The sequence below is a fragment of the Bradyrhizobium sp. 154 genome (assembly GCF_023073875.1).
GTDB lineage: Bacteria > Pseudomonadota > Alphaproteobacteria > Rhizobiales > Xanthobacteraceae > Bradyrhizobium.
Genome location: NZ_JADPKG010000116.1, coordinates 34,742 through 61,366 on the forward strand (window position 1 = coordinate 34,742; position 26,625 = coordinate 61,366).

Genomic DNA, 26,625 nt, shown 5'->3' on the forward strand with positions numbered 1-26,625 from the left:
AATGGTTCGCAACGCTCGAGACGGCAAGTCCCGCTTGTTCTCTATGCCTTCGACCGCAAAGCCAATGTCGCTCTCTATGACGATCGAGTAATAGTTGCCTTCGATGCACGTACGCGCATTCTCCAGATGTCGGACCATTGAGCCACAAATCGCCGGCCGCCTTCCGTTCCTCAGTTTTCATCCCGGCGACGCAGTTCCGTCCCGGAAGTTCGCCGACAAAGTCGCGCGAGGTACTGGAGGGTGGAGTTGGGACTAGCGGTCCACATGAAGGGGCGTGAAATCGCAAGCGCGGAGAAAGATGCCGCTTTTTTTACGACGTCGGCCGTGCCGGATGGGCGCGTTAGTTGATGAGCGTGAAGAAGCGTTCGACCTGATCGAGGCAGGAGGCGTGGGTGGTGTGAAGTGAACGTGCCAGCGCGGACATCGGGCGAGCCAGGTCCTGACCTTGGATGCTTCATTGGAGTGCTGCCCAGATGGGGGCCAAGTTGGCCGGCACATTCGTTTCGATGTGCCTTAGAAAGGCCCGCAGCTCCTGGTGACTACGCGGTTCAGCATCTTCTTCCGAACCAAACGGCTTGCCTCGGTATGAAGGCGGAGCGCACACTAAGTAAGTAGCCTCGCATTCCTAAGATTATTACGCCAATAACCGTGATTCCCGCCATCAAGTGACGGCTCTGAGAGCACGCCTGCTCGCCAGCAGATGGAACCGCAGGACGAGGAGCCCCGCGTAGATGGTTGTCCCGATTGACAAGCCAATCCAGATACCGATTGCACCAAGCCCGATCTTCAAACCAAGCACGTAGCCAAGTGAGAAGCCGATCAGCCAATACGCAATGCCGACGAACAGAAGCGGCACCCGGGTGTCCTTCAGTCCGCGCAGACCGCCCGCCGCAATGCTCTGCGCTGCATCAGTGACAAAAAGGCTCGCTGCGACGATAAGGAGCTCTGCAGTCAGTCCGATCGTTGCGTAGGCATCTCCGGCCGATTTGTCCAGAAACAGCTCGGCGATCTCAAAACGCGCGACGATCACCGCAACCGTCAGCAGGGCAGCGATGAGGGTACCGAGCAGTATCGCGGCCAGGCCTGCCCGCTGGATGCCGGAACCGTCGCTGCGGCCGACCGCATGGCCAACGCGCACGGCCACCGCCATGCTGATGCCGAAAGCGATCATGGATGTAATCACGGTGATCTGAAGCGCGATCTGATGAGCAGCGAGTGCACTGGTGCTGATTAGGCCGGCCAGGAGCGCGGCAGCCGACAAAACTCCGTACTGCATCAGGGAGGCGATTGAAATCGGAGTTCCGATCACGATCAGCTGCCGCAAGAAGGGCCAATCGAGTTGCCAGAGATCTGCAAGCACGTGGTAGTCACGGAAAGGACGACGCATTGTGGCAAACCAGAAACCGGCCAGGAACATCGCACAGTTCACCAACGTGCTCGCAAGCGCGGCCCCGAACAGCTCAAGCCGCGGCAGCCCGAGCTTCCCATAGACCAGCAGATACACGAGCAGGGCGTTGAGGGGGATAGCCGCCAGTGTGATCCACAAGATCGGCTCCGGCCGATCGACCGCACTCATGAAATTACGGATGACCTGAAGCCATAGCGCCGGCACCACGCCCAAGGCCAGTCCGAACAGATATTGCTGGGCGAGCCGCGCCGCGTCTGGCGCCTGACCGAAAGCGAGCAATATTCGCTCTCCGCCAAACGCAAACGCGATGATCGGAAACGATAGCATCAGCGCCGCCCACAGCCCCGTGCGCAGTGCGCGCTGTACCATAGCAGGATTCCCGGCGCCATAGGCCTGCGCCGCCAGAGGTGCGATCGGCGCGAGCAGGCCCGCGCCAAAGGTGAAGCTGACGAGATAGAGCGTGACGGCCAGGGCGGCCGCGGCGAGTGCCTCAGGCCCGATGTGCCCGATAAAGGCAAGATCTGTCGTCATCATCGCGACCTGCGCAAGCTGGGTCAACACCATCGGCCACGCGAGCTTCACAATTTCGCTGAGCTCGACAGTGAGGTGTTGGCCAGCCGCTCGTCTCGACATTGCGTATCGCAAAGCTGATCCTGGTTTTCTTTCGACTATTTTGTTCATGGATTGCTGCTCGATCTGCCTCGTCCGCAAACGAGTTGTTCCGCCGAGAGGGATCTTTCCCGCCCTGAATTCGTGATGGCCTACCGATGCGGAAACAGGCGGCCCGCCTGGGCAGCTGCGCCTCACAGAGGAGGCGCGCGTCGGCTTAGACCTGCCGTTGGGCTTAGGGTCTGACGGCTGCTCGCCCGCTGATGAGCAACTTGATCAGTGCCTCCGCCATCGCATCGACTTTTTGGCGCGTGTTAAGCACAAAGAAGACGCAGCAGGTGGCTGGCACGCCGAACGGTCGGTCATCGGCATCGGGCGATCGGTGCCGGCGCGGACCGCGATATTGGTTTGGTCGATCACGGTGACGGAACCGTGCGCGAGCGCGCATCCGGACGGACATGGCGTTCTGGGAGTCGAAATCGGGCGCGAGGCATAGGTAAACTGAGAGGCCTTCATCTTGTGAGCCATCACTGCAATTCCTCGAGCTGCGATGCTGAATGACAGCTCCTTTTCAAGGCTCGTGCCAACTGCGAGAGCTTGACTTATAAAGGCTATTTGCTCAAGCGCACGTGTCCTGGGCCTAACAGCATAGTCGCAAATCCCACAGTCGCATCATGGACGAGCCCAAAGCGCTTAGATGCTCGGCAACTTGCACCGCAGGAATCCCAACAGGCGGATGCGGATGTGACAACCTCCCGCTCACCCGGCGACGCCGCCGCCGCCGAGGCCGCCGCCATCCACAATGCCGCCTTGATAGGAAAAGCCGTCGCGGCAGCCATTCGCAAAGGAGGACCATAAATGGCAGAGGGTGTGAGGATTCCGCGGACGGTCGAGGAAGCCCATCAGCAGGGCTACACCACCGAACGGAAGACGCTTGAAGAGGCGCAGGCAATCATGAGGGCGGGAGCCACTGCTGGTATTTTGCGCGATGGCCCGCACCGCGATTGCAGCACTCTTCGAACCATAAGTGCTGGGATGGAGACTGTGACCCCTCCGGGTGGAAAGAGGTCCTATATTGCGATGGGACCCAAAGTTGCACGATCTACGCGAAGGTAAGATGTCGTTAGCGGAACGCCCCGTGGGAGCGTCAAGAATGGTTTCTATTGCAGGACCTTTCCTATGCCCGTGTCCTATCTGTTCTCGCTGCGCAACAAGAGCAACTATAAACCGTTGTACGTCGCGTCACCCATAGGCAGGACTTCCGCAGGGAGGTGTTCAACAAGAACAACCTCCTCGAGATCTCGCACCACTGGCGTGCCACAAGGGGCACAATTTGTCTCCACCTGGCGAAGCCGAAAGCATCCCACAGTGGCTTCTCGACGCGGATAACCGCTGATGAATTGCGTTGGCTGGACGTAATGCCGATATTTTCCGGTGAAAGAAGAACCCGGACCTCTTGAATAAGAAGCAATGAGGTTTCTTGATTCTGTTCAGATCCAGGATGTGACGAGCAGTGAAAGGCCGCGAAGAAAGCGGCCCGAGCGCGTAAGTAGCTTCCTGAATGCCCTGGACGGTGAGTAGTGCCTGACTGGGCAACTATTGACCCCTATTTCGGTAATCAATCAAGCCTCCAGAGCTGGGCAATAGCACCAAGGATCTCCGCTTGGCGCCGCTTCAGTGTCGCGACTGTCCACTCCTTTTCTTTCAGGACGTTGCTGGTGATCGCGAAATTTGCGACGCCAGCTTTCATCGCGAAATACTTTTCCTTCTTCTCGACGAAGTCGAAGTTGCTTGCCTGAGAATTCTTGCGGCGGGTGAGAAGGACCAGGTTGGCGAGCTTATGAACCCACCGGTCACGTTCAGAGGCCTCCGGAAAATCCGTCAGCCATTTGCTTCCCTGGGAGGGGTTCTGAGGCAGCACGTGTTCGACTGTGACAATCGGCTGATTGTAGATGGCGCTGCCGCCGGACAGCAGCTCGTCGACCCGGAGAAGAAGCGGCAAGCGGATACGAGTGACCCTGTAGATGTCCCCCTGCAGGGCTTCCCGAACGAAGCTCTTCTCACCATCGCTCAACTGGAGAGGCGATTCGGCCGCGAACAGGTCATCACCGGCTTGAATTGAACCGAGGAGCTTCCCGTAGCGCCGTATGCGCTCAGAAGGATCGCTCCTCATGAGGAAGAGCCCGTAGGCGAGTCTCTCCAGGTCCGACAGGAAGCGTAGAATGAATTCGGGACTTTCCCTCCTTCGCGCAATGACTTCGATAGCCGGGGGCTGCCAGTCGAAGTTATCCAGGCGTGAGAGGTGGGTTAACTCTCGATTGATTTCGTCGGCGTGCTTAAAACTAACAAAGCTCTTATCAGTGATCTGTTCATATGCCTCGGCGTAGGGCGACAACTCCTTGTTTATGAAGCTTGCAGGGTCCTTTCGGGTCGAAACAAATTCTCGGAACTCCGCAATCAGCGTGCCTTGCATCTTCTGCTTCCGGTGGATCATCCGGATGTGACCAAAAAGATCGGCAAAGCGCGACCTTCCTAGCTCGTCCTCAATATCTTCCCATATGCTGTTGTAGTCATCTTGCTTGCCGCCCGGCAGAGCGCCGATGATTTCTGCCTTGAGAATGTCAGCGGGCGACAAGTCCAGCCCGCGAGAATTCAGGACCGAAAAAATCCGGAAGGCTGATTCCTGATCTGATGCCGCCACTATGACCAAATAGCACCGCTGCGCGATGTACATGGTCAGCCGTCGCCGCTGCTCGTCAGGTATGTCCTTCAGTTTCTCACGGAAGAACGCCGCGTTCTCAATCATGCGAGCCCGGGAGTCAGCATACTGCCGCGCGTCGGGCAGACTCGCCGTCTGTGACATCTCCTGGATCATCGAACGGAAGAACTCGGCATCACGCTCCCTGGGTGTTAGCCGGAAGACGTCGGCAGTGTCCTTGATGGGGTCACCCGTTTGGCAAATGTAGTTATGGATTGCGTGGCCGATTTTTGTGTCCGCCAAGTCCCGGAGGACACAAAGGAGAATGGTTATGGTTGTTAGGCGCTGCTGGCCGTCGACGACGTCGGCTTCCGGCGTCTGAGGGTTCTTGATTAGGACAATGCTGCCAAGAAAGTACGGGCTCGCGTTAGCGACATCTGTCGTTTCGCCGCAGGCGGTTGTTATGTCATCAAGGAGCTCGCTCGCCTGCTCGGTAGTCCAGGCATATGGGCGCTGGTAGGAGGGGATGCTGAAAAGATACTTGTCGCAAAAGATATCAAGTATCGGCTTCTCGTTGGCTTCGATCGTATGTCGGGTCATCTTCCTAAAATTCCTTGGTCGGTTACGGCCTCTCTATACCGCCGCACCAGCAAGGATACTATTTTCGGTTGTGAACGGAATCGCAACGTCTTTTTTCAGCTGCGATACATTTGATCGGTCCAATCGCCGGGGCTGGTTGATGTCTTCGCTGGGGTCATGGTCCTTTCCGAGGTCGCGAGCGCCTCATGATGATGTCCTGGGCGGGGTGCCTCAACGTTTGCAACGGAGTGCGGACGAGCCGCCACCAGCCGATTGACCGAGGTCGCCACAACACCGCCCCAGCGGGACATCGCCAATCTGTCAGACCGGACCAGGAACTTTACAAGATCAGATCAGGCTTCCTTCGCCTGGCCGCAGTCGAACGATGTGCCGTCGGCCCAGATACAGTGAAGAACGATGGCGATTTTGCGCGCGATGGCGACCTTTGCCTTTCGCATGCCAATCCGCTTGGCGAGCTTCATGCCCCAAGGCTTGAGAGGGACCATTTCTTCGTTCGATGAAGCAGGACGGTCGCCGCCGCCGGAGGCCGATATGGAAAGTGCGGATACCGCGGAGCCAATCTAAGCCGTGGCGGGGTAGTCCTGCCGGTGGACAGGTCAGGAATTGCTAATTGCTCATCCTTTCTTACCGGCTTTTTGCCTCAGGGCGCGCGCCTGATCCTGCTTTTCAAGTATGTCCAGACACCCCGCCCAATCGTCATACAGCTTCGTCAGTGCATGCGACTTCTCTGCCTGTGTCAGTTGCTCGTCCGCCTTGGCACAGTTCTGCTTTGCTTCTGCAGAGGCGCCGGGTATCCTCGTATTCATGCCGAGCTTTGCCAGTGACAAATAGAGATTTCCTAAGTTCGCTCGCGCGGGCCAGTTTGAAGGATCTATCCCGATTGCCTTCTCGCACTCCTTCTGCGCGTCTCCGGTTTTATTAAGACGGATGTAGGCGGCGCACTTGAGGTTGTGCGCGTAATATGGGTCTTTCCCATTCTTGATCATGTAGTCCAGGACAGCCATCGTCCGGTCAAACGTCTTGGACTGCTCATCGTTATACAGGCTCGCAGCGAGTACGTATGGATGGATCAATTGCATTGCGAGCTCTGAGCTTGTCGTGACAATTGCGTCCGCGTCAGCGGTATCGCCGGTTGATTTGACTTTCGAGTCTACGTGCTCGCCGCCAATGACCCTGAAGGAAAGGTCGAACTGTTGGTCAGTTTTAATCACGCTTCCGGTAACTTGTTTGCTGGGCAGAGCAAAAACATCCGAAACGAATTGAGCCGCTGACCTGGTTGTGAAGTCAGAGCCCGGTATCTTGGCTTCAATAGGTTGAATGCCAATCCACTCGCGTGGGTAAGCCTCGTCGAAATCGCGCTTCGCTTTCTCGGCGATGACTTGGGTCCTGTCCGATATCTTTTGGGCGAAGGTCTCGGGTGTATAGCCCCACTGCTGGACCGAGCTTGGTATGGAAACGGTCTCGATGCTGGGCGTGGGCCATATTACCTGCTTCGCCACAACCAAGATGAGCGCCAAGACGAGCAGAAACGAAGCTATGGCAGCAATGTTCTTTATCGCACCGACAATTCGCTTCACCATAAGAGCCTCTCTAGGTGCAACTCAAGATAATAATCTAACATTTTACACGTGAAAGGAGAGCCGAGAGTCTGGCGTGAGCTGGCGTGGAGTAGCTTCGGTCCCGTTTGGATGTCCGTTAATGCCGAAGGAAGGCCAGGTCCGGTGCCCGCATGCCGAACAGTTTGGAATCGCGACGGTTCTTCCAGCGATTGATCCGGTCTGTGAGACCACTCTCGAAGGTGGGTGCAAATCTCTCCAAAAGGGAGTTGGGAGCTTCGGTTGCCAGATCGGACGGCTTAAACCGGCCATCCACGACCTTGCAAAGAAGAATGCTATAGCGCCAAAGATCCTCCACGTTTGTCGCTGTCGCTATAAGATGCGACCAGTGCTTTGACCATCTGTGGCGATCCATTGCGTAGGTGGCGGCTTTGTACGCTCCCTGTAGGAATCCTTTACTGTCCTTGAGCATCTCTATTGTTTCAAGCGCCCACGGTTCGGCGGGTGACAGCCCGGCCAGCATTGCGGCGCGTGCCCGATGGGCAGGTTCGACCCGGTTGCGGCGGTCGAGAACGTAGTCTCGAAGGTCAACTTCGCGGTTTGCGCGAATGGCGGCAAGCACTTCATTCGCTAAATCATAATCGTTCCCGATGCGATCAAGCCTTGCAAACCGGAGTGCAATGGTTTCAGCGTTGGTCGCGGCAGCCCAAATCGTCACCGCGTCGATAGTGAGATGACCTCTGCCGAAGGTGGCGCGGACGGGAGGCGATCCCCGCGAAAGGCGTCCCATTAAAGAGAGTGCGCCCACAGAATTTCGATACGAAATCGCTTCGGCCACGGCTAACGCCGTATTGTGCAAATTGTTTAAGGCTTCTTTGTCGATTGTCAGAAACAGGTTAAGCCATTTGTCTGTCGTCTGCGGGCTCGTCTTGTCAATTTCGCGGATAAGATCGGCCGTAACGGATCGGATGATGAGTTGCGCTCCAGCTTCTGAAAGTTCGCGCTCGAACTGTTCTGCTGCATCGTGGTTGCGCTTTTGCCTCTCGTACCAGGCGTCGCCCGCCTCGGATAGCTCTCTGAGCTGCTCAGGCGAGAAGGTTTTATTGGAAGCGGGCCGGTCTGAAACGCTGAGAAGCGAGGGCCAGTATCGATCTTCAACTCGTTGCTCAATGTTCGGAAGGTTGCGTCGGATCTTGAAGATTGCAGCTTTATCGATGGCGATGTCTAGCCGACCTGCAATCGCTAATGCGGCCGGCGAACCGAGAAGCTCCACCAAATTTCGATAAGACGAGAAGTCAATGCGTTCCAGGCAGGACTCGATTGAGATGAGTCCCATTTTCGATGCTATGACCAGCGCCTCAGATCCATGCGATATCTCCGCCCTGTTGGTAGCGCTGTCGAGTTCTGTGGCGGTCCAGCCGCTAGCGACCAGAGCGGCTAGGAGATTGGAATCCTGAGAGGTCCGAATGAGTCCCAAACAGGACAATCGGACGTGCTTATGAGCTGACGTCAGCAGGCTGCCGGCCAGTTCCTTAGTGCGCGGGGTTAGAGGCGTTCTGGAATGTTCGGCAAAAGCGAGGGCGCGAAATTGCGCAACCACGTCGCCATCCGCAATCGCCTTTGCTAAGCCGGCTTCTAGTCTCAAAGGATCGCATGGCTGAAACAGGTCAGCCAATGATCGGAGAAAGGTCTTGTCTTTCGGATGAGCAAGAAGAGCATCAAGCTGCTCATCACCACTCATGTGCGGAAATGCAATAAGTAGCGCGTATTGCGCCGCAATGTGCTTCTCCTCGTTCTTATCGCCTTGCTCCAACGCTTCGGTCGCAAGTTCCGCGGCCTTCGTGACAAACCGCCGTGCGATGGCAGAGTCTAGAGCGGCGGTGTGCTTCTCCAGCAAGAACGCCGCGATGCGAAAATCGTCCGATGGCCTGGATAGCGCTTGGTCCGCGAAGCGGCGCATCACCTCGATGGCGGCATGTGGTTTGAAGCGTGCCAAACCAGCGCGTGCCATTTCAAAGAAATGATCTTCTTGTCCATTACCCATGTGTAAGCGAAGCTTGGAGACATCGATGGTCGCGTATTTTTGAGCGGTTTTGTCTACATTGGGCGGGCATGAGGATGAGGGATCGCATGGGTCAGTGGCGCAGTAATCCTCGACGAGACGCCATCCGCCGAAGCGCTCTCTGTCCTTCGTTAGCTCTTGAACGATCTCATTCGCCGCTGCCGCATCGTCGCTGTCCGCGGTTGCGAAGAGCAAATACGCAAGGGCCCACTGGCCGATGCTAGATGTGTTTGGATTCTGCAAGATTTTGGCGGACTCAAGAATCGCTGTTCGGGTCTCACTCCAATCTGCAACGTTCAACTGAATCAGATCGTTAAAGTCCTGATGGTGATCGTGGTACCCGCCGTTGAGGGCCGCCGCGAAGGCCCAGTTGCGCAAACTGTCTGCATATTGGGCCAGCGGATGGCCGGCCAAGAACTGAAAGGCGAGAGCACTAAGTCGGCTATAGTCGCCGCGCTTCTGGAGAACGAGACCGTCCAGAAGCGCTCGTTCGTCATCGCAGAGATTCTGTAGCTTGTTGGCGATCTCGGCTTCGCTTTTTGCACGCTCCTCCTTCCGCTTTTCGTCCGGTGCCCCGTGATACGTTGGCATCATCATGCGCTCTGGCTGATCAGAGTACATGCTAAGCCAACGGCGGATCGCATCCTTCAGCGCAACAGAACACGCTGGTGTCGTCCGTCCGGCGTGCACTGCTTGAATGAGCCAGGACTGGTTAGCCGTGACGCCTTCCATAAGCGCCGAGTTTTCAAGCGCAGCAAGGAAAGATGCAGGATCTTGCCGCAACAAGGCTTGAAATTCGGAATAAAGCGTTTGATCAAGATTCTGTAGGGCGATGAAGGACTGTACCAGAGCTGCAGTGACTTCCTTCGGAGCTTCGTCCAGGACGGAAGCCACGATGGCTGCGATAAGAACGTCGCTTGTTCTATCCAGCGCGGCTATAGGATCGAGAACGTTCCCGAGGGCCTCAAGCACGTTTTTTCCCTGTCGCAACGCGGTTCGCGCAGATCCAACAAGCGACAGCCCGAGGGCGAGCGAAAGTCCGTCCTCTTTCAAAATGTATTTGCTAGGATCGTCCTCAAGGATTTCAAAGAAACGGCCGGCTGAGATGAGCCCAAATTGCTCGGCCACCGTTTGAGGAGAGTGACCGGTAAGCGGGCTAGGACGGTCAAAGACGGTCAGGTCGGCCTCTTGATGGTCTGAAAGCCTTTTGATGATCTGATCGGCATGCAAGCGAATATCTTGAACAAACTGCCGCGGCACGATCGAGTTGTTGTCCGAAACCGCACCGAGCCGAATGTGCTCGAACAGGAGACGGTTGACGCTGAGTTCGCCAAATTCATCGATCTTCCGGTCTTTAAGGAGTGCAGCTGCAATCCCAAACAGCCGAGGATTACGCAGGCTGCGTACAACATCGACGTTGAGCAGCGAAATTGAAGTACCAAGCGGCGCCAGCAGCGATTCCAGCTCGGAGTCGCTCCATTCCGGTACGCCATACTTTTTGACGTTGCTGACAAGGCGACCTTCCAAGTTATCCCTGTAAAAGAGCGTTCTGCAGCTGATAACAAGTTTGCCGCCAATTTCCGCGACAAGTTCACTCAGAATGTCTATGAGGTGAGGCCAGTTGCCGATTTCCCGTTGGTTCAGACCGTCAATGAAGACAACGAGCCGGGGCTTCTCGGTATTTTTGTGCCGCTGCCATCTTTTCAAATGATCGCGCCAACGGTTTTCCGCGATTGCAGTAAGGCTATCGCCGCTCTGTTCAATCAGCTTCGTAATGAGAAGATCACGCATCGATTCAAGCGAAGATGGTATCTTGAAATCGTCGGGCAGCAGGATGATGGTCAATGGCTTGACCTGTTGATGTATCCACGCTTGCGCGAAAATCCAGGACTTGCCGTTACCGTCTGCCCCCAGTATTGCGGCCACAGAGCCGTCCGGTTTGGCGAAGATGGCATCGGCAAGCTTCGCCCGAAGGACACGACGGTCTAGAACCCCCGCGATCGATGCATCATCCGGGGATAATGGCTGCCCGAACACCACGCGAGCCCGTTTCTTGCTCGCGAATGCTCCTGATAGCCAAGCAATGTTATCTTGGAGCGCGTATGCAGGGGCTAAGCTCGGCTGCTGGAGGTCAGCATTAAGTTCAGCCGATCGTATGGAAAACTGAGGATGGAGAGCCACCGCCTGCAGCTGAGCGAGGACATTGACGTGCGGAGTTGGCGTGTGGCTTGCCAGAAAACTGGCCGATGCCGTGGGTGCCATAGTTAGCAGTGTGGCTAATTCGGACAAGCCGGTTGCTGGCCAAGCAAGTACCTTGACGGCGATACCTAGCTTTCTGCCTGCTTTTTGCGCCGTATTAATGTGCTGTACTGAGATCTGGCCTGTCGATGCCAATATCCAAAGTTCGGTTTGCCCTTCTTCATCGACTGCTATTTCTGCGATTTTTGAGAGGATTTGGTCTTTCGCCACCGCATCCTCGTAGAGCTTACCCTCAAAAGATATTGCGCCATCGTCGAGAATTGACTGACCATCCTTGCCGCGTTGGGAGCCGGAGCTGGCAAGTGCGAAGGTGCGACCGGTTAGTTCCGTCAGGACGGCAGCCATCAAGCCCTCGAATCCATTGGGTCCGGTCGCGTCGAGCTTGCGTACGGTTTCACGGAGGTTTTCGATGGTCTGCATGGGAGCTCTTCTGGTCTGAGGACCGAACTAATTTATTTCAAGAACAACCGCACACCCCACCACAGGGGTGGAGAGGCAAGGATCAAAATGGCTGCGAACACGCCACCGGCTGCGATGTTAAACATCATAAATTTGCGCGTGGCGACGCGGGCATTGACCGATATCTGAACGCACAGGTCATCGAGATAGCGCTCGGTGACGCTGTGGTTCTCGCCAGGCTTATACGTGACTCGCTCGTGATATCGGCGCACGGGGATGTCAGCGATGTGCTCCCAGTAAAGAAGGCTCTTTGCGTCATCCTCCGGCTGATGGAAGCGCGCGAAAACTTGCGGAACGAATGAAAGAATGCAGATAAGTCCGGCAAACGCAAAAAGCGGAAGGGCTACACAAAAGGCGACGTTATAGCCGAGTGGAAGGGTGCTTTGGCCCGTCAGTAGGTTTATGGAACCGATGATCCAAGCCGACGAAAACGTGAGCAACGCGGCATTTTTCGTCTCCGCAAACTTAACGAAGTCGATATTGCGACCGAGGTGCGTTGAGAGAATCTTCTCAAATGCCTCTTCTTGATCGTCTTTCATGGTCAATTATCAGGCTTTCAAGTCTTCAAGCGAGTAGCTCGTGCTCCTGCCCCCGGCAGGGTCCTTCTTGAGGATGCCGTAGCCGATGAGTTCGTCGATGTCCCTCGCGGCGGTAGCTTGGGAGACTTTCGTGAGTTTCGCCCATTTCGACGACGTGAGTTTTCCGTCGAAACCGTCGAACAGGCGATTGAGAACAAGCCGTTGACGTTCGTTGAACTGGCGAGCTGAATGACTATTCCAAAAATCCGCCTTGCGAAGGATTCCGCCAAGAATGGCATCTGCACCATCAAAAGCGCGATCCAGACAATCGAGGAACCATGACAACCAGTCGGTGATGTCCAGGCCGCCCTTCTGGGTTCGCTCAAGAATGGCGTAGTAGTCGTTCCATTCGCGACGGATCTGCGCGGACATGCTGTAGAATCTTTGCGCGCTCTGTTCCGACCGCGCGAGCGCAAGATCCGCGATGGCACGCGCGATGCGACCGTTGCCATCCTCAAAGGGATGGATAGTAATAAACCAGAGGTGCGCAAGCGCAGCTTTCAAGACGGGATCAGTGCCGCCGGCATCGCCATTGAACCAATCAAGGAATGTCTGCATTTCCTTTTCGAGACGGTCGGCGGGCGGTGCTTCGTAGTGGACACGCTCGTGCCCGATGGGGCCCGAGACGACTTGCATCGGACCCGTTTCAGCAGAACGCCAAGCGCCGACTACGATTTTCGTCATTCCGCTTCGCCCGGTGGGAAAGAGCGCTGCGTGCCAGCCAAAGAGGCGTTCAGCTGTGAGTTCGCTGGCGTAATGTTCAGTAGCATCGAGGACCATTTCCACCACGACTTCAACGTGGCGGTCGGCCGGTGTAAGAGCGCCAATGTCGATACCAAGGCCGCTGGCGATTGATGACTGAACCTGGTCACGATTGAGAATCTCGCCCTCGATCTCGCTCGACTTCACCACCTCTTCGGTGAGCGTTTGGAGGGCCGCTTCGGCTTTGAGGTGGAATCCCAAGCGCTCCATGCGTCCGAGCAGTCGCCCTTGTTTATGGCGAACGGCAGCCAAGCGATCGGCAATTAACTGGCGGTTCCAACGGAAGGTCGGCCAGCCCCCTAACTCATAAATATAGACCATAATCTCAGCATCCTTTGCAGAGATTATGGAGCTTAATCTCAGCATGGACAAGCCTATTCTCCTCAATATTTGCAGAGAATTGGGCCGCATAATCTCTGCAACCGGAAATTCGGGGATAACTGTCTATATTTCTTCCATCCGCAGTTTCAGAAGTTCCTCCTATGTTCTAAATATACTCGCTACGCGCGCAAGGGCAATGAAATACCTTCGCGTTGTGGAACATCAAATAGCGCTGCTACTGTCGGTTGTGCCTCCTTTCAAGGTCCCGCGTGTGCCGCGCAACAACGGAGCACAGCATGACCGGCCGGAATTGGAATAAGGAGCGTGCCACAAAGCGGATCGATGCCAAGATCGACGGGCTTCCGCTCAAGGCAATCGAGATCAAGGAGTACGTCCGAGACACGGATCTCTCCAATTTGGCAAACACTGTGGCTTATCGCGTAGACGGAGTGCACCTCTACGCCGATATTCTTAATGTCAGGGATATGCTGGCGGTTACCGATATCGAGGGTGAGACCTGCCACAAGCGCACGCTCCGCTTCTTGAATTTGCACTACCGGGCGGTGAGCCGGGTGATCGCGCGAGTGGACGCTATGCTGGTCGACTTCCACAACCAGCGCCTTCACTCTGTGATCGCGAAGCCTTACGACAATGAAGCCAAGCGCGTGCATCGGGCCGTGGCGACAGCGCAACTGGTCATCGATGTCTTAGCGCAAACAGGTGAAGACGCCGATCATCCGGCTGCCAAGGTGCGGGTCGGTATTGATACAGGCAAAGCCTTGGCAGTGAACAATGGGCGCCGCGATCACCGCGAGCCCCTATTCTTGGGTGAGCCAGCAAATTACGCGGCAAAGCGCGCTGGTGGCGGCACAGCGACGGGTATCTATCTGACCAATAAAACGCGGAAAGCCATTGGGCTTTCAGAGGTCACCTCTGTCGACACCACGCCTCTTACGGCTGATGAGATTGCGACCAGTCAGAAGGAGGCCAAGCTCGACGTCACTGCCGCCCAGATTGTGAAGGAGTGGCAGGAAGACCTCAAGAATAACCCCATCGGGGCGTTCGAATTTTCCGGACACACGCCGCCTTATTCGACTCTCGATATCGAAACGCTTTCCGCCAAGAACTCGCGCCGCCAGGAGGCGTGCACGGTGTACGGAGATCTGGACGGCTTCACAAACTACGTCGGTAACAACATCGCCACGGATGCTGGCGCGAAACACGTTGTCCGTGCACTTCATGTCTTGAGGGCCGAGCTTGACGCGGCGCTTCATGAGGATTTCAAGGGCGTGAAGGTCCGCTTTATCGGTGATTGCGTCCATGGTCTTCTGGTGGAGGGCACCGCGCAAACCACCGATGTGGAAGAGACCATTAGCAATATGACGCTCTGCGCCGCCGGAATGCGCAGCAGCTTCAACCTGGCTCTTGCCCGCCTGAAGGCTAACGGTACCGATGCGTCTAGCCTGGGCTTGGCAATTGGGTTTGATTTCGGGCCGATGAACGTAACGCGCCTGGGTATGAAGGGCGAACTCATCCGCTGCTCAGTGAGCCGAGGTGTGTTGGCGGCAGAGAAGGAGCAGTCCCGCTGCGCCGGGACCGAAACTGCGATCGGGCCCGACGCATACGCCAAAGCCTCGGAGCCGGTGCGTACCATCTTTGGTTCAGGCCGCAAACGCGCCGGCTTGGATTACGACACTGCCGTCAACGAGATGTCGGCCAAGGGCGACAAGGCCGCAAAGGCCGCCAAAGCATTGTCGACCGGATCTCTCTTGCAGCCCGCCGCCGCGGCGGCCCAGCCGTTCAGCTTTCCCAACCGGGCGACCGGACCGTCGACGCCGGGCGGTTTTGCTTGATGTGGTGGTATCTTTCCGATCTTGCCCGCTTCAAGAGCGAACGGCTAGGGCTTGAGGCGCTAGCTGCGAGTGCGGATTGGCTGTCACCACTAGGATGGCGGACAGACGAAGCCAAACGGTTGATCTTTGATGCCGACATCACGGTCGGAACGCGCACCTATCCGGTATTCCTCTGCTATCCTGTACATTTCCCGCACACACCGCCTTCGGTCTATCCGCGTGGCGAGCAAACCACTTTGTGGTCAAACCACCAGTTCGGTCCTGGTGGTGAGCTTTGCCTGGAATACCGTCCCGATAACTGGACCAGCGATGTTACCGGCGCGATGCTGCTGGAAAGCTCGCATCGCTTGCTGTTCGCGGAAAATCCTCCCGAAGGCAAAGCGGAGAGGGTACCTTCGGCGCATGAAGTATCGCTAGGTCAAACGCTACGAACGCGTACCCTCCGACTGCTGATGACCCGCAAGTTGGCAGGTTTCTTCGCGGAGATGCAGGTCGGCGAGATGCTCAAAGGCAACATGCTGGTGCATTATCGGCCCGAGAGCAATGTCTACATCATCGACAAAGTCACCAAGAGCGACGGCGAGATCTGGCTTAATCCCGACGTCCCGCCGACGCTGAGCGGCGAAACGTACGAGCGCACGGTGCCCATTCTTAGGATCGCGAAGGAACAATCGTTGCCACCCACATCAAGGTTGGCCGATTTCAAGATGGCCGCCACCGCATTGGGATTCGAAGAGAATACGCCAACCATTGTGATCTTAAAGGGCGATAAAGCTCATTGTTATTGGGCGTCGGCAGAGTACGCCTTTCAGTTAGCGACGATTCCTCCGGAGCGGGAGGTCCGGCGGCTGGACGACAGGCATGAACGACTGCGCGGCATGAGCGTCGCGGTGATCGGTTGCGGATCGTTGGGAAGCAAGGTCGCGGCGATGCTCGCGCGGTCTGGGGTAGAAAGTTTTTACCTCGTCGACGACGACTTACTGCTGCCTGATAACCTGGTCAGGCACGACCTCGATTGGCGCGACGTCGGTACACACAAGGTGGATGCCGTGACCCAGCGGATTAAAAATGTGAATCCGGACGCCAAAGTGTACGTCCGCAGGATCCGCATGGCTGGCCAGGAAGCGAGCGGAAGTGCCGAGACTGCCATCACCTCGTTGCTCGCACGAGACCTCATCATCAATACCACCGCAAATTCCAATGTCCACAACTTGGTTTCTGCCGTCGCGGAGTCCTCTGAAAAACCCGTCGTCTGGGCAGAGGTGTACGGCGGAGGATTTGGTGGTCTGATTGCCCGCCATCGACCGGGCATAGAGCCATCACCGCAGCTGATGCGACGCGCTATCGAGAACTGGTTCGCCGAGCGAAATTATCAGCGCAAGACGGTGACGAGAGACTACGCCACCGGCGGCGATGGCCCGCCTATGATCGCGGATGACGCCGATGTCACCAGCATCGCGGCCGCGACCGCGCGATTGGCCATCGATACGCTCCTCGCCCGCGATCCTTCCTACTTTGCTGTGCCGGTCTACGTGTTAGGCCTCGCTCCGGAAGAGGGACTATTCACGCAAGCCTTCGAAACCTATCCTATTCCGATGCCCGAAGCGCCACCACAAGAGACGCCGTTCACTCTCTCTGCCGAAGAGGTGACTGCCGAAATCGTGGAAATTGCCAAGATCTTCGACAAAAAATGAAAGTGATCCTTCCGCATGAGGTGGTGAAAAGGCTTACTGCTGAGCTTAAGCGTGCAGGTGTTCGCGAGATTGGAGGCGTTCTCGTCGGTGAGCACGTCGGCGACGAGACGTTCCGGATCGCCGACTTGTCGGTCCAACGCAGTGGCGGCTCGGCGACCCACTTTGTGCGAGACGTGGACCACAGTAGCATCTTCCTGAAGGAGTTCTTCGCGCGCACAGGTCATGAATATGGGCGTTTCAACTATTTAGGCGAGTGGCACTCGCACCCGTCGTTTGAGCCGCTCCCGAGTGCAAAAGACCTGACGGCGATGCGGGATATCGTGGAAGATCCGAACGTCGGCACTAACTTTGCGGTGCTTTTGATAGTTACGCTTGCGAAGCGCTCCGCGATTCACCTGTCCGCAACCGCGTTTCGCGCGCACGCGTTACCCCTGAGTGTTGAGGTAGAAGCCGAGAACGAACCTAGCCTCAAGCGAAGCTGGTTTGTCCGGTTTATCGGTCTTTTTCGATAGCAAAGGTACGCACGCCCAGCCGCTTCACGAGTTCGCGGATAGCGTCGCACACCGGCTCAATTCGAGTTGTGATCGTCGTATCGTCGCCGGATTGGTAGGGGACAAGAGTCAGGCCTTGCAGATCCGAGGGAAGTTTGAGGTCCTTCACCTTTGGATGGACGAGGATGGTGCGGTACCGGCTTAGCTTTCCCATGAACAGGCCGAGTTCGAAGAGGACGTTATCGCGGACAGTGGGTGCGCGTTTCCCGCGTGATTCCGAAATGTCGTCTGGCTCCGCGATCGCCACTGCGAAATCAGCTTCGCTCACCTGCTTTTCCAAGGCTTCGAGGGGATAGCCGCCGGCAAAAAAAACACCATCATCCCAAACTGTGCTGAATACCTCTTTCTCCAAGCCCGAGCGCAGCGCGTGCGCGACCTTGAGCGCCTCGGATGAGGACATGACGAAAAGCTTCGGGGCTTGGTTCGGAAGATAAATTGTCTTGTTGCGCTGATATAGCCGCTTCGACAGTTCTTGCGCGATCGGCAGCCACACTTCCGGAAACTTCTCGCCCACCGCCGTAAATGCAGCACTGGTGAGCTTGAGTGTAACCGCCTGCTCAAGAACGGTCACGGTTGCAGCACGCGGCAAAGATGCCTCGATCGCTGCCATTTCGCCCACGTGTTGTCCGGCCGATCGCGTCGCGACCTGCGCTCCATTCACGACGACAGCAACCGTTCCAGTCACAAGCAGATAGATGTCATTATCGACGGCGTGCTGGACGATGATGTTTTCGCCGGGTTTGAACTCGACGAGTTCTCCCGCATCGGCCAGAGCTTTGGCGATCTCAAGCTGACCGCCTGCGAAATCCTGACGGCGGAGCGACGCAACGAGCTGAGGGCGGTTCTGCTCTCCTTCAAATCGCTCTTTCATCTGCATCCCAATATTTTCATCTGATTCAGTTGGTGCGGGCGGCCGGACTCGAACTGGCACAGGCCTTGCGGCCCACGGATTTTCTTACCACTTCGGCTTTCGCCGCCGCCCAGCCGGCGTTCGTGGTCTGGACTATCCCTTCATCTCTGGCGATGTCCGCTGCTGCCCGTCTAGTCTCTACACCTCCCCCTGGCGGGGGCTTGGCTCGGGATTGCCGGTGAAGGTTTCCCCGACTTTGAGCAGTTCTGCTTCTGGGGTTTCCCCCAGGGCACTCAATGGTTTAAGTCCGATGCTTCTACCAGTTCCGCCATGCCCGCATCGGTCTATCTATACGGCGCAATTGACTTAAGGCCAAGAGAATCCAACAGTTTTCGCACATCTCTTGGGCAGCTAGCGGAGCGTTTCCAGCTCGCCTCGGCGGATTTCCGCCACTTCCTTCTTCGGCGGCTTCTTCTTCGGAACGTTGATGGCGCTCGCGTCCTAGCGCGTCCTTGTTGGGTGCCTTCATCGAGGCCACGGTCACGCCGCGGTATTCAAGGCGCAACGCCTCGTCCGGGCGCAGGCCTGTGTTGCTCATGAATAGGATGAGGTCATGCAACTGCTCGCCCCATTACTTTTATTTGTTGTTCTTGGGTTTCCGGGCCCTCCGCCCGGTCGCCTGGTAGAGCTGGCGGTACTCCTCGCGTGAGAACCAGGCGCGATGGGAGATCTTCCCGTTCTTCCGATAAGGCTCTGAAAGATCAGGAGTGCCTTGAGCCATTGCTGACGGAGAGCCGTTTTCAGGATCTGCTGCAGGCAGACGATCTCTTGGTGCGTGGTCGTGCGGGCAGGCGGCTTTCCCCAGCTCTCTTTGGCATCTGCAATCCGATGCATGCGGTACTCGTTCACGAGACCGCCATTAATTCTGAGAGGCCTTCTTGCCGAAGAAGGGGACTCGCCAAAGGTCTTGGTCCGATCCTCGAAACGACATTCATCACAGCGCATTGAAACGCTCCCATCTATGCCGGCGTCTTCTTAGACGCGGCTGAATGAACGATTGGCCACCCCGCCGCGCGCAAGGCTTGGGACTGCTGCGAGCAAGCGTTGCGTATAGTCGGTGCGCGGATTGAGGAATATCTCGTCCCTGGTGCCGGTCTCGACGACGCGCCCTTGGCGCATGACCATGACGCGGTCGCTGAGCTGGCGGATTACACCGAGATCATGCGAAATGAAGATGTAGCTCATGTTGAGATGCGCCTTGAGATCGGTCAGCAGGTCCAGCACTTGCGCCTGAATCAAGACATCGAGAGCCGAGAGCGGTTCATCACAGACGATCACAGCGGGCCTTGGAGCGATCGCACGGGCGATCGCAACGCGCTGGCGCTGACCGCCCGAGAGTTCGAGCGGCCGGCGATCCAGCAGGGCTGGGGATAGTCCGACCAGATCAAGAAGCTCGACAACGCGCTCATAGCGCTCGTCTCTGCTCTCCACGTCACTTGCGAGGCTATCGGAAATGATGTGTCCCACAGACCAGCGCGGATCAAAGGAGCTGAGAGGATCCTGGTAAATGACCGAGATGGCCCGGCGCCGCGCCCTGCGGTCGCGTTCGGTGAGCGTGGTCCAGGCCCGACCTTGAAACAGAACGGCGCCTTCATCGGGCGGGTCAAGCGCCAGCGCCAATCGTGCCATCGTTGACTTGCCAGATCCGGACTCCCCGACGACGCCCAGAGTCTCGCCGGATCGCAGCTCAAAGGAGATACCATCGACGGCCGTGCGCAGCACGCCATCTGGTCCTTTGAATCGCTTCACAAGATTTGCCGCGCTGAGCACGACCGAAGGGAATGTCGATGGTGATTGCTCCTGAGACCGTAACGGCGGCTTCCACGCCCGAGCAGCGGGCAATCGCGAGGGGCGAGAGCCGCGCAGGCGCGCAGAGGGCACCGCATCCAAAAGCTGGCGGGTATAGGTGTGCTGAGGGTCTTGGAAGACCTGGTCTGCCGATCCGCGCTCGACCACCTTGCCTTCATGCATGACCAAGACCTCGTCAGCTATCCGGGAGACAACCGCCAGATCATGGCTGATCAGGAGAAGCGCCTTGCCCCGCAACTTGGTCTCTTCCAGCAATCCCAGCACCTGCGCCTGCACGGTGACGTCGAGAGCCGTGGTCGGCTCGTCGGCGATCAGGATGCGTGGATCGAGGGCCAGAGCGGCAGCGATGAGCGCGCGTTGGCGCTGGCCACCGGATAGTTGATGCGGCAGCTGCCGGGCTTTGACCGCTGCTTCAGGCACCCGGACGAGCTCAAGGAGTGCGACGACGCGCCGTTCGAGCTCCTCGCTTGATGCAACCGCACGGTGGAGACGCAGTGCTTCGCCAATCTCCTTGCCCACCGGACGTAGCGGGTCGAGCGCGACGAGTGCATCCTGCAGAACGAAGCCGATCTCCTTGCCGCGGACGCGCCGCCAGCTGCGATCATCGAGAGCTGTGAGATCGGTGCCGGCGAAGGTCAGTTGACGCGCATGGACATGAGCCCGGCGGCCGGCAAGACCGACAATGGCGCGCGAAGTCACACTCTTGCCGGAGCCGGACCCTCCGACAATGGCCAGGCAGCGCCCAGCCTGGAGAGAGAATGAGACGCCGCGCACGGCTGTTCCCTCAGGAAGATCCCGCCCGAATGAGACACAGAGTGAATCGACTGTCAGAAGGTTCGCCTGCGGGGGCACTTGTCGATTAGGAACGTGGAGCATTACTTAGATCTTTCCTTCCAGGAGATCCTGCAAATAGCGTCCGACGACAGTCAGGCCGAGAGCAAACGACACCACGGCAATGCCCGGCATGATCTCAAGCCACCATGCGAAGATCACATAGTTTCGCCCAGCATTTAGCAGCGCGCCCCATTCAGGCGCCGGGGGAGCGACGCCGAGACCGAGAAACGCAACACCCGCCGCCCAGACGATCGCTTGCCCAACGCCAAGCGTCATCATCGCCGTGAGCGGGCTCATCGCGTTCGGAATGATATGCCGCCATAGGATACGTTGATAAGGATGGCCGAGGGCCTTGGCAGCCTCCACATAAGGCGCCCCTTTTACAGACAGAACCTGCCCTCTGATCATCCGAGCATAGCCCGGAGCTGTGCCAACTCCGACCGCTATAACGAGGGTCAGCACCGATGGACCGAACAAGCTCACGAACAGAAGCGCGAGGAACAGCGTGGGAAGTGCGAACAGCACGTCCAAAAGCCGGCTGAGAACATTGTCGAGCGCGCCACCCACAAGGCCGGCAATGATGCCAAAAACCAGCCCAATGCCGATGCTCAGCGCAGTTGCGCCAAGCCCGATGGTGAGTGACTGGCCTGCTCCTTCGACAATTCGGGAGTAAATATCCCGGCCTGATTGGTCCGTTCCGAACCAGTGCGCGAATGAGGGAGCTTGCAATGGTGCCGTCAAATCGATCGCGAGCGGATCGTGCGTCTGCAGCAGACTCGGCGCGATTGCCGCGACAATAAAGAAACCAATGACGATCAGAGCTACGTGAACCCGAAGAGGAATACGACGGAGGATCGCCGACGCCTCTATCAGCTGCGAACACGCGCTCCAGTCACCTACCCTGCTCATGTCATCTTGATCCTGGGATCGACGATTCGGTAGGTGAGATCGACGAGCATATTGGTGACGGCGAACAGGCCGGCGGAGATCAGAATAGCCCCCGACACGACTGGAACGTCTCGAGAGGACGTCGCAGCGACAAGGACTCCACCAAGGCCTTGACGCGCAAATACCGCCTCAATCAGAATCGCACCGGAAAGAAGCTTTCCGATCGCCCAGCCTGATAAAGTGATGCCGGGCAACGCTGCATGACGCAGGACATGGCGAAACCTGACGCCGAGCTCACCCATACCTCGTGCCCGCGCCGAGATGACAAATGGCTGCTCGAGGACACGCGTGAATTCGCTGCGAACGATTTGCCCGAGGAATCCTGACAACTCTAAAGCCAACGCAATCGTTGGAAGAACGAGCCCGATCGGGGAATTGCCCCCGATGACTGGGACAATCCGAAGCTGCACCGCAAACACAACGAGGAGGATTGTAGCCAGCCAGTAGGGCGGCACGGTCGCCAGGAACACCTGTATTCCGCTGAGCAAGGTTGACCACATGTTGTCTTGGCCGGCGACGAGGACGGTCGTCAGAACCGCGATGACCCATGCCGCAATGAGCGCCGCAACCGCCAGAATGATGGTTGGCCCAATCTGTTCTGCGATGATGTCAAGGACCGGCCGATGCTGCTGGTATGACAAGCCAAGGTCCCCATGCAGGATGCCCCATATGTATTTGCCGTATTGCAGAACGAGTGGCTGATCAAAGCCGTACTTTGCGTTGACCGCCGCGAGCTCTGCTGGAGAGGCCTCTCCAACGTTGCCACTGGCCATGTTGATGATGATCTGGGCGCGGTCGCCGGGCATCAGGCATTGAACAAGGAATGTGAAGGTCGCAGCTAGCCACACCACAGTCGCAGCGGACACGAACCTGCCCGCAAGCCAGCCTATCCGAACATGAGCTGCGCTATTCACACGCATCACTTCACGTCGACGAAATGAGCGTCATAAAAGACGGGTTCACCGACAGACCCGCGGTCCAGCCAGACATCCTTCAGCCTTGGGCTGGTCGCCAATGTGACATCGAGCACCGTGAAGCCTAGGACGGCCGCTTTCTCCACGATATTGCGTTCAGCCTGCTGATAAAGCGCAGTCCGCCCGCCATCGTTGAACTCCTGTTCCGCTGTCTGAACGACATTCCACATTGCCTCATCCTGGTAGCGCGACGGATTAAAGCGGTTCCGCTCGCCGTTCCGATCAGGCTTCCATGAAATGCGGAAGATTTCTGCGCCGGGTGCAACCCAATAGAGGAGCACGAGCTCGTAGTCGTCCGGACCGAGATTCTTCCCGGCAAAGAAATCCGCCTGGGTGGTCGGCTGAAGGCGCACCTCGAATCCGGCAGCTTTCGCCTGCTGCTGGATGACCTGCAATGCCTGCTCGCCGTCTGGCTTTAGAAAAGCGCTCGAATAGGAGATTCGAACGACGAGGGGCTTGCCATTCTTCAGGCGAATGCCGTCCTTGTTGTGTTCAGTCCAACCCGCTTGATCGAGGAGCTGATTGGCCTTTCCAACGTCATACCCATAGGACCGCCCGAGCCCGCTGATATATTCCGGCGAACTCTGGCTGAGCGCTCCATTAGCCTCGAATGGCAAAGCGCCGAGGAAGGACAATTCGACGGCGGCTCTTCGGTCAGCAGCGTAAGCAAAAGCCTGGCGGACGCGCACATCGTCAAAGGGGGGCCGTGCCGTATACAACGCCAGGCGTAAAGGGGTGCCGCCTGTTATATGCCGCAAGACGGCGAAGCGGGAATTGGCGTCCTTCCAGGCAACTGCCGGAATGTCATAGACGACATCAGATTCGCCCGTCAGCAGTGAGCCATAGCGGACGGTTTGATCCGCAAGGAACCTCCAGTTGATGCCATCAACGTAAGCCGGCCCCTGGTGCTTGGCGTGACTTGGTGCCGAATTGTAATCCGGGTTGCGGCGAAACACGACGTTCTGCCCGTGATTCCATTTCTCCACGATGAACGGGCCTGACCCGACCGGGCTGTTGCAGTTCACGGCAAGTCCGCGCTTGAGCGCAGTTGGTGACAAAATGCCTTGGGAGGACTGCGCGAAAACGTTGAGCAACGGCTGAAATGGCGTCTTCAGCGTTATCTGCAGCGTGAGAGGGGCAATTGCTGTCGCCGATTCGAAGCTGTCTTCGAGGTAAGGAGCGGCAGTCGGATTGCGACGATCCGGATCATTGCCGAGCCATCCGTTGATGTTCTCGGCAACAGCTTGTGCATCGAGAGGCGTCCCGTCGGTAAACTTGACGTTTGGCTTGATCTCAAAGATGTATACCTTCCTGTCGTCGGAGATTGTCCAAGACGTTGCGAGCCAAGGCACAATCTTTCCATCTTCCCTCCGAGCAACCAGATTGTCGCTATACTGCCGCTGAAGATACCACTGCTGCACCCATCCCCCGAACAGGCAGGGCGGCTCCTGAAAATGCCCGTAGCGAATGATGCCTCCTCGTTTCGGTCCGCCGGCTGACGCCTCTTGGGCAGAGCAGCACGCCATGATCGAGATCTGCAGGAGCGTTGAGACCGCCAACAGGACAGCCGTCGCCTTTTGCTTTCTTCGAGTGTTCGGCTGGATGCCGAGACGCCAAAGGCTCGTGCGTTCGATAACAGACATCTCCAAACTCCGGTGAATGTGGACAAACATTGCGTCACAGAGACGACGGCCTCGCCAACGTCTCGGCAGCAACGTCGTGGTGAGGGATTCCCAGGTGCTCGCGCAGTGTCTCCCCCTGGTATTCCGTGCGAAACAGACCGCGGCTCTGTAGGATCGGCACGACAAGATCGACAAACGCCGTCGCGCCGTCTTCCAGCACGTCTGGAATGATGTTGAAGCCGTCGACCGCGCCTGTGCGAAACCATGATTCGATCGAATCGGCGATCTGCTCGGGCGCACCGACGAGCAAGCGATGACCGAACGCTTGAACGCTGCCGATGATCTCGCGAACCGTGCGGCCTTCTCTCGCCAATGCTTCGAACGTGCGGTGATGACCGACCGAGAACGCAACATTGTGAGGATCGGGCAAGACCTCCTCGGGAATGGGCCGGTCGAGGCTGAGTTTTTCGACCGGCACGTCCATGCTCCGTGCGAGGGCGTCCATCGCACGCGTCAGATCAAGCAGCGCGTCGATTTCCTTCTTTCGGCGTTGTGCCTCCTCTTCCGTGCCGCCGATGAAGGTGACGAGGCCGGGGAGGATGAGTGGAGTTGCACGGCGGCCAAATTGACGCGAGAGCGCGCGCAGGCGCTCGGACTCCCCGATCGCCGTTTTCAAGTCCCCGGCTGCGGTAAAAACGACATCGGCGCTGCGCGCCGCAAGGCGCACGCCAGGATCCGAGCCTCCAGCCTGGACGATGATGGGATAGCCCTGGCGCGAGCCGGGATGGGTGAGCGGGCCTCGGATTGCGAACGCATTCTTGCTGGGATCAAGCAGCCGGAAATGATCGGTATTGGCGTAAACTCCAGATGCCTGATCAGCGACAATGGTCTCATCCCCCCAGCTCAGCCAAAGAGCACGGACGGTTTCAACGAACTCCTCGGCGCGCTTGTAGCGCTCTTCGCGTCCGATCTGGCGACCACCAAAGTTTGCTACCGTCGCTGGGCTGGATGTCGTAACCGCATTCCAGGCCGCTCGGCCGCCACTAATGACATCGAGCGACTGGAAACGGCGCGCCAGATTGTATGGTTCATTGTAGGTCGTCGACGCCGTTGCGATCAGCCCGATGCGCGTTGTCTCGCGCGCGATTACGGAAAGCACAAGCGTCGGCTCAAGCCCATTGAGTGGCGGCTGCCGAGTGATGTCGAAGGGCACCGCGGGGGTATCCGCTAGAAACACCGCATCCAACAGGCCACGCTCGGCAATCTTCGCAGCACGAACGTAATGCCCGATGTCGAAGAAGGCGCTTGGGTTGGTGCCCGGCCAACGCCACGCTGCGGAGTGACCGCCCGCGCCGTGAAGATTGAGGCCAAGATGAAGCGTGCGGATGACGGAAGACATAGGCACTCCCAAATGCGGCGACCTCGAAGCTGCCGGCAACGCCTTCAATGACAAATTGATGTTGGTCACGCTGTTCGGCTACTGACCTCGCCCCCCTGGCGGAGGCTTGGCCAGAGTGCGCCCGAAAGGGCCGCGAGCGACCACGCTTCGAGACAGCAACCTCATAGGCAAGACTTGGGCATTGCGCTGGCCAATACTCGGCCGCTTGGCACGGCGGACGGCATCAGGTGAAGCCAGAATGATCCTGATTGTGGTGTTGATCTGGCTCCGCAGCGGCGCGCTCCGTTCGCGTTTCCACTCAAGGGCTCGCAGCAACAGTCTGCGGGACGCACATGCGCGAGAGACGATGACCAATTGCGTGCGCAAGGCCGTGTTTCCCAATAGCATCGCAAATTGCATCAAACAGTGTCCTTGGATGCCGCAGCCAACGAAAGCGTAGCTCCTTATAGGACACGTGTAGCTGTGACGAGCATATGAACGCAATAGTTGAGTATTTCAATCTACTGCCGCCACTTGGTATCCTTTTCTTAAGACGAGGTCTTGTTCGATTCATTTGAATGCATTGGCCACATGGTCAAGTTGCGCGAAATCCGCTGATGCTGTGACCTTCGTTTTTTCGGACCTTGCTTCGAAGCGTAACGGCAGGATCGATGCACAAACTTCTGATGGTGCGACGTGCATTTGAGTCGACAGTGTGGAGCAGAACGTTGACGCTGGCG

Annotated in this window: 16 protein-coding genes and 1 pseudogene; 3 read left to right on the plus strand and 14 right to left on the minus strand. The window is 57.5% G+C overall.

From position 1 onward, the window contains the following. Positions 1-661: 661 nt before the first annotated feature. From IVA92_RS30885 to IVA92_RS30920, 8 genes and pseudogenes are all read right to left on the minus strand, one after another. Positions 662-2,041: an MATE family efflux transporter gene (locus IVA92_RS30885; protein WP_247276099.1), complete on the minus strand. Its 1,380-nt coding sequence runs from the start codon at positions 2,039-2,041 to the stop codon at positions 662-664. A 735-nt stretch (positions 2,042-2,776) separates the two neighbouring features. Next, on the minus strand, positions 2,777-3,016 hold the full coding sequence (locus IVA92_RS30890; protein WP_247276100.1) for a hypothetical protein: 240 nt from the start codon (positions 3,014-3,016) through the stop codon (positions 2,777-2,779). Positions 3,017-3,635: 619 nt separating this feature from the next. Further along, complete coding sequence (locus IVA92_RS30895) at positions 3,636-5,315, minus strand: DUF262 domain-containing protein (protein WP_247276101.1); 1,680 nt, start codon at positions 5,313-5,315, stop codon at positions 3,636-3,638. Between the two features lie 332 nt (positions 5,316-5,647). Continuing rightward, a pseudogene (locus IVA92_RS30900) lies at positions 5,648-5,832 on the minus strand (IS110 family transposase); the annotation flags it as partial. 97 nt (positions 5,833-5,929) lie between these two features. Then, entirely contained in the window at positions 5,930-6,895 is a 966-nt protein-coding gene (locus tag IVA92_RS30905; RefSeq protein ID WP_247276102.1) for a hypothetical protein, read from the minus strand. A 115-nt stretch (positions 6,896-7,010) separates the two neighbouring features. Beyond that, positions 7,011-11,612, minus strand: coding sequence for a hypothetical protein (locus tag IVA92_RS30910; protein ID WP_247276103.1), 4,602 nt, complete (start codon positions 11,610-11,612; stop codon positions 7,011-7,013). Between the two features lie 32 nt (positions 11,613-11,644). Beyond that, complete coding sequence (locus tag IVA92_RS30915; RefSeq protein WP_247276104.1) at positions 11,645-12,190, minus strand: Pycsar system effector family protein; 546 nt, start codon at positions 12,188-12,190, stop codon at positions 11,645-11,647. Positions 12,191-12,199: 9 nt separating this feature from the next. Further along, positions 12,200-13,312: a Fic family protein gene (locus IVA92_RS30920; protein WP_247276105.1), complete on the minus strand. Its 1,113-nt coding sequence runs from the start codon at positions 13,310-13,312 to the stop codon at positions 12,200-12,202. Between the two features lie 296 nt (positions 13,313-13,608). Here IVA92_RS30920 and IVA92_RS30925 point away from each other — a divergent pair, with 296 nt between their 5' ends. Genes IVA92_RS30925 through IVA92_RS30935 form a run of 3 tightly spaced genes read left to right on the plus strand, consistent with a single transcriptional unit; the run spans position 13,609 to position 17,371 of the window. Continuing rightward, entirely contained in the window at positions 13,609-15,165 is a 1,557-nt protein-coding gene (locus tag IVA92_RS30925) for an adenylate/guanylate cyclase domain-containing protein (RefSeq protein WP_247276106.1), read from the plus strand. Next, positions 15,165-16,859 carry a ThiF family adenylyltransferase gene (locus IVA92_RS30930; protein WP_247276107.1) on the plus strand — a complete coding sequence of 565 codons (1,695 nt, stop codon included), beginning with the start codon at positions 15,165-15,167 and terminating at the stop codon, positions 16,857-16,859. The genes IVA92_RS30925 and IVA92_RS30930 overlap by 1 nt, the downstream gene beginning before the upstream one ends. Continuing rightward, complete coding sequence (locus IVA92_RS30935; protein WP_247276108.1) at positions 16,856-17,371, plus strand: Mov34/MPN/PAD-1 family protein; 516 nt, start codon at positions 16,856-16,858, stop codon at positions 17,369-17,371. The genes IVA92_RS30930 and IVA92_RS30935 overlap by 4 nt, the downstream gene beginning before the upstream one ends. Here the strand turns inward: IVA92_RS30935 and IVA92_RS30940 are convergent. The 6 genes from IVA92_RS30940 to IVA92_RS30965 form a co-directional block, all read right to left on the minus strand. Beyond that, positions 17,352-18,287 carry a TIR domain-containing protein gene (locus IVA92_RS30940; protein WP_247276109.1) on the minus strand — a complete coding sequence of 312 codons (936 nt, stop codon included), beginning with the start codon at positions 18,285-18,287 and terminating at the stop codon, positions 17,352-17,354. The genes IVA92_RS30935 and IVA92_RS30940 overlap by 20 nt on opposite strands. Positions 18,288-19,295: 1,008 nt before the next feature. Continuing rightward, positions 19,296-21,005 (minus strand): ABC transporter ATP-binding protein, encoded by a 1,710-nt coding sequence (locus IVA92_RS30945; RefSeq protein WP_247276110.1) that lies wholly within the window; start codon positions 21,003-21,005, stop codon positions 19,296-19,298. A gap of 3 nt (positions 21,006-21,008) precedes the next feature. Next, positions 21,009-21,872, minus strand: coding sequence for an ABC transporter permease (locus IVA92_RS30950; protein WP_247276111.1), 864 nt, complete (start codon positions 21,870-21,872; stop codon positions 21,009-21,011). After that, positions 21,869-22,777, minus strand: a complete 909-nt coding sequence (locus tag IVA92_RS30955) for an ABC transporter permease (RefSeq protein WP_247276112.1) — start codon at positions 22,775-22,777, stop codon at positions 21,869-21,871. Before IVA92_RS30955 ends, IVA92_RS30950 begins: the two co-directional genes overlap by 4 nt. Before the next feature lie 53 nt (positions 22,778-22,830). Next, entirely contained in the window at positions 22,831-24,528 is a 1,698-nt protein-coding gene (locus IVA92_RS30960; protein ID WP_247276113.1) for an ABC transporter substrate-binding protein, read from the minus strand. Between the two features lie 34 nt (positions 24,529-24,562). Then, positions 24,563-25,906 (minus strand): NtaA/DmoA family FMN-dependent monooxygenase, encoded by a 1,344-nt coding sequence (locus tag IVA92_RS30965; RefSeq protein WP_247276114.1) that lies wholly within the window; start codon positions 25,904-25,906, stop codon positions 24,563-24,565. Between the last annotated feature and the right edge of the window lie 719 nt (positions 25,907-26,625).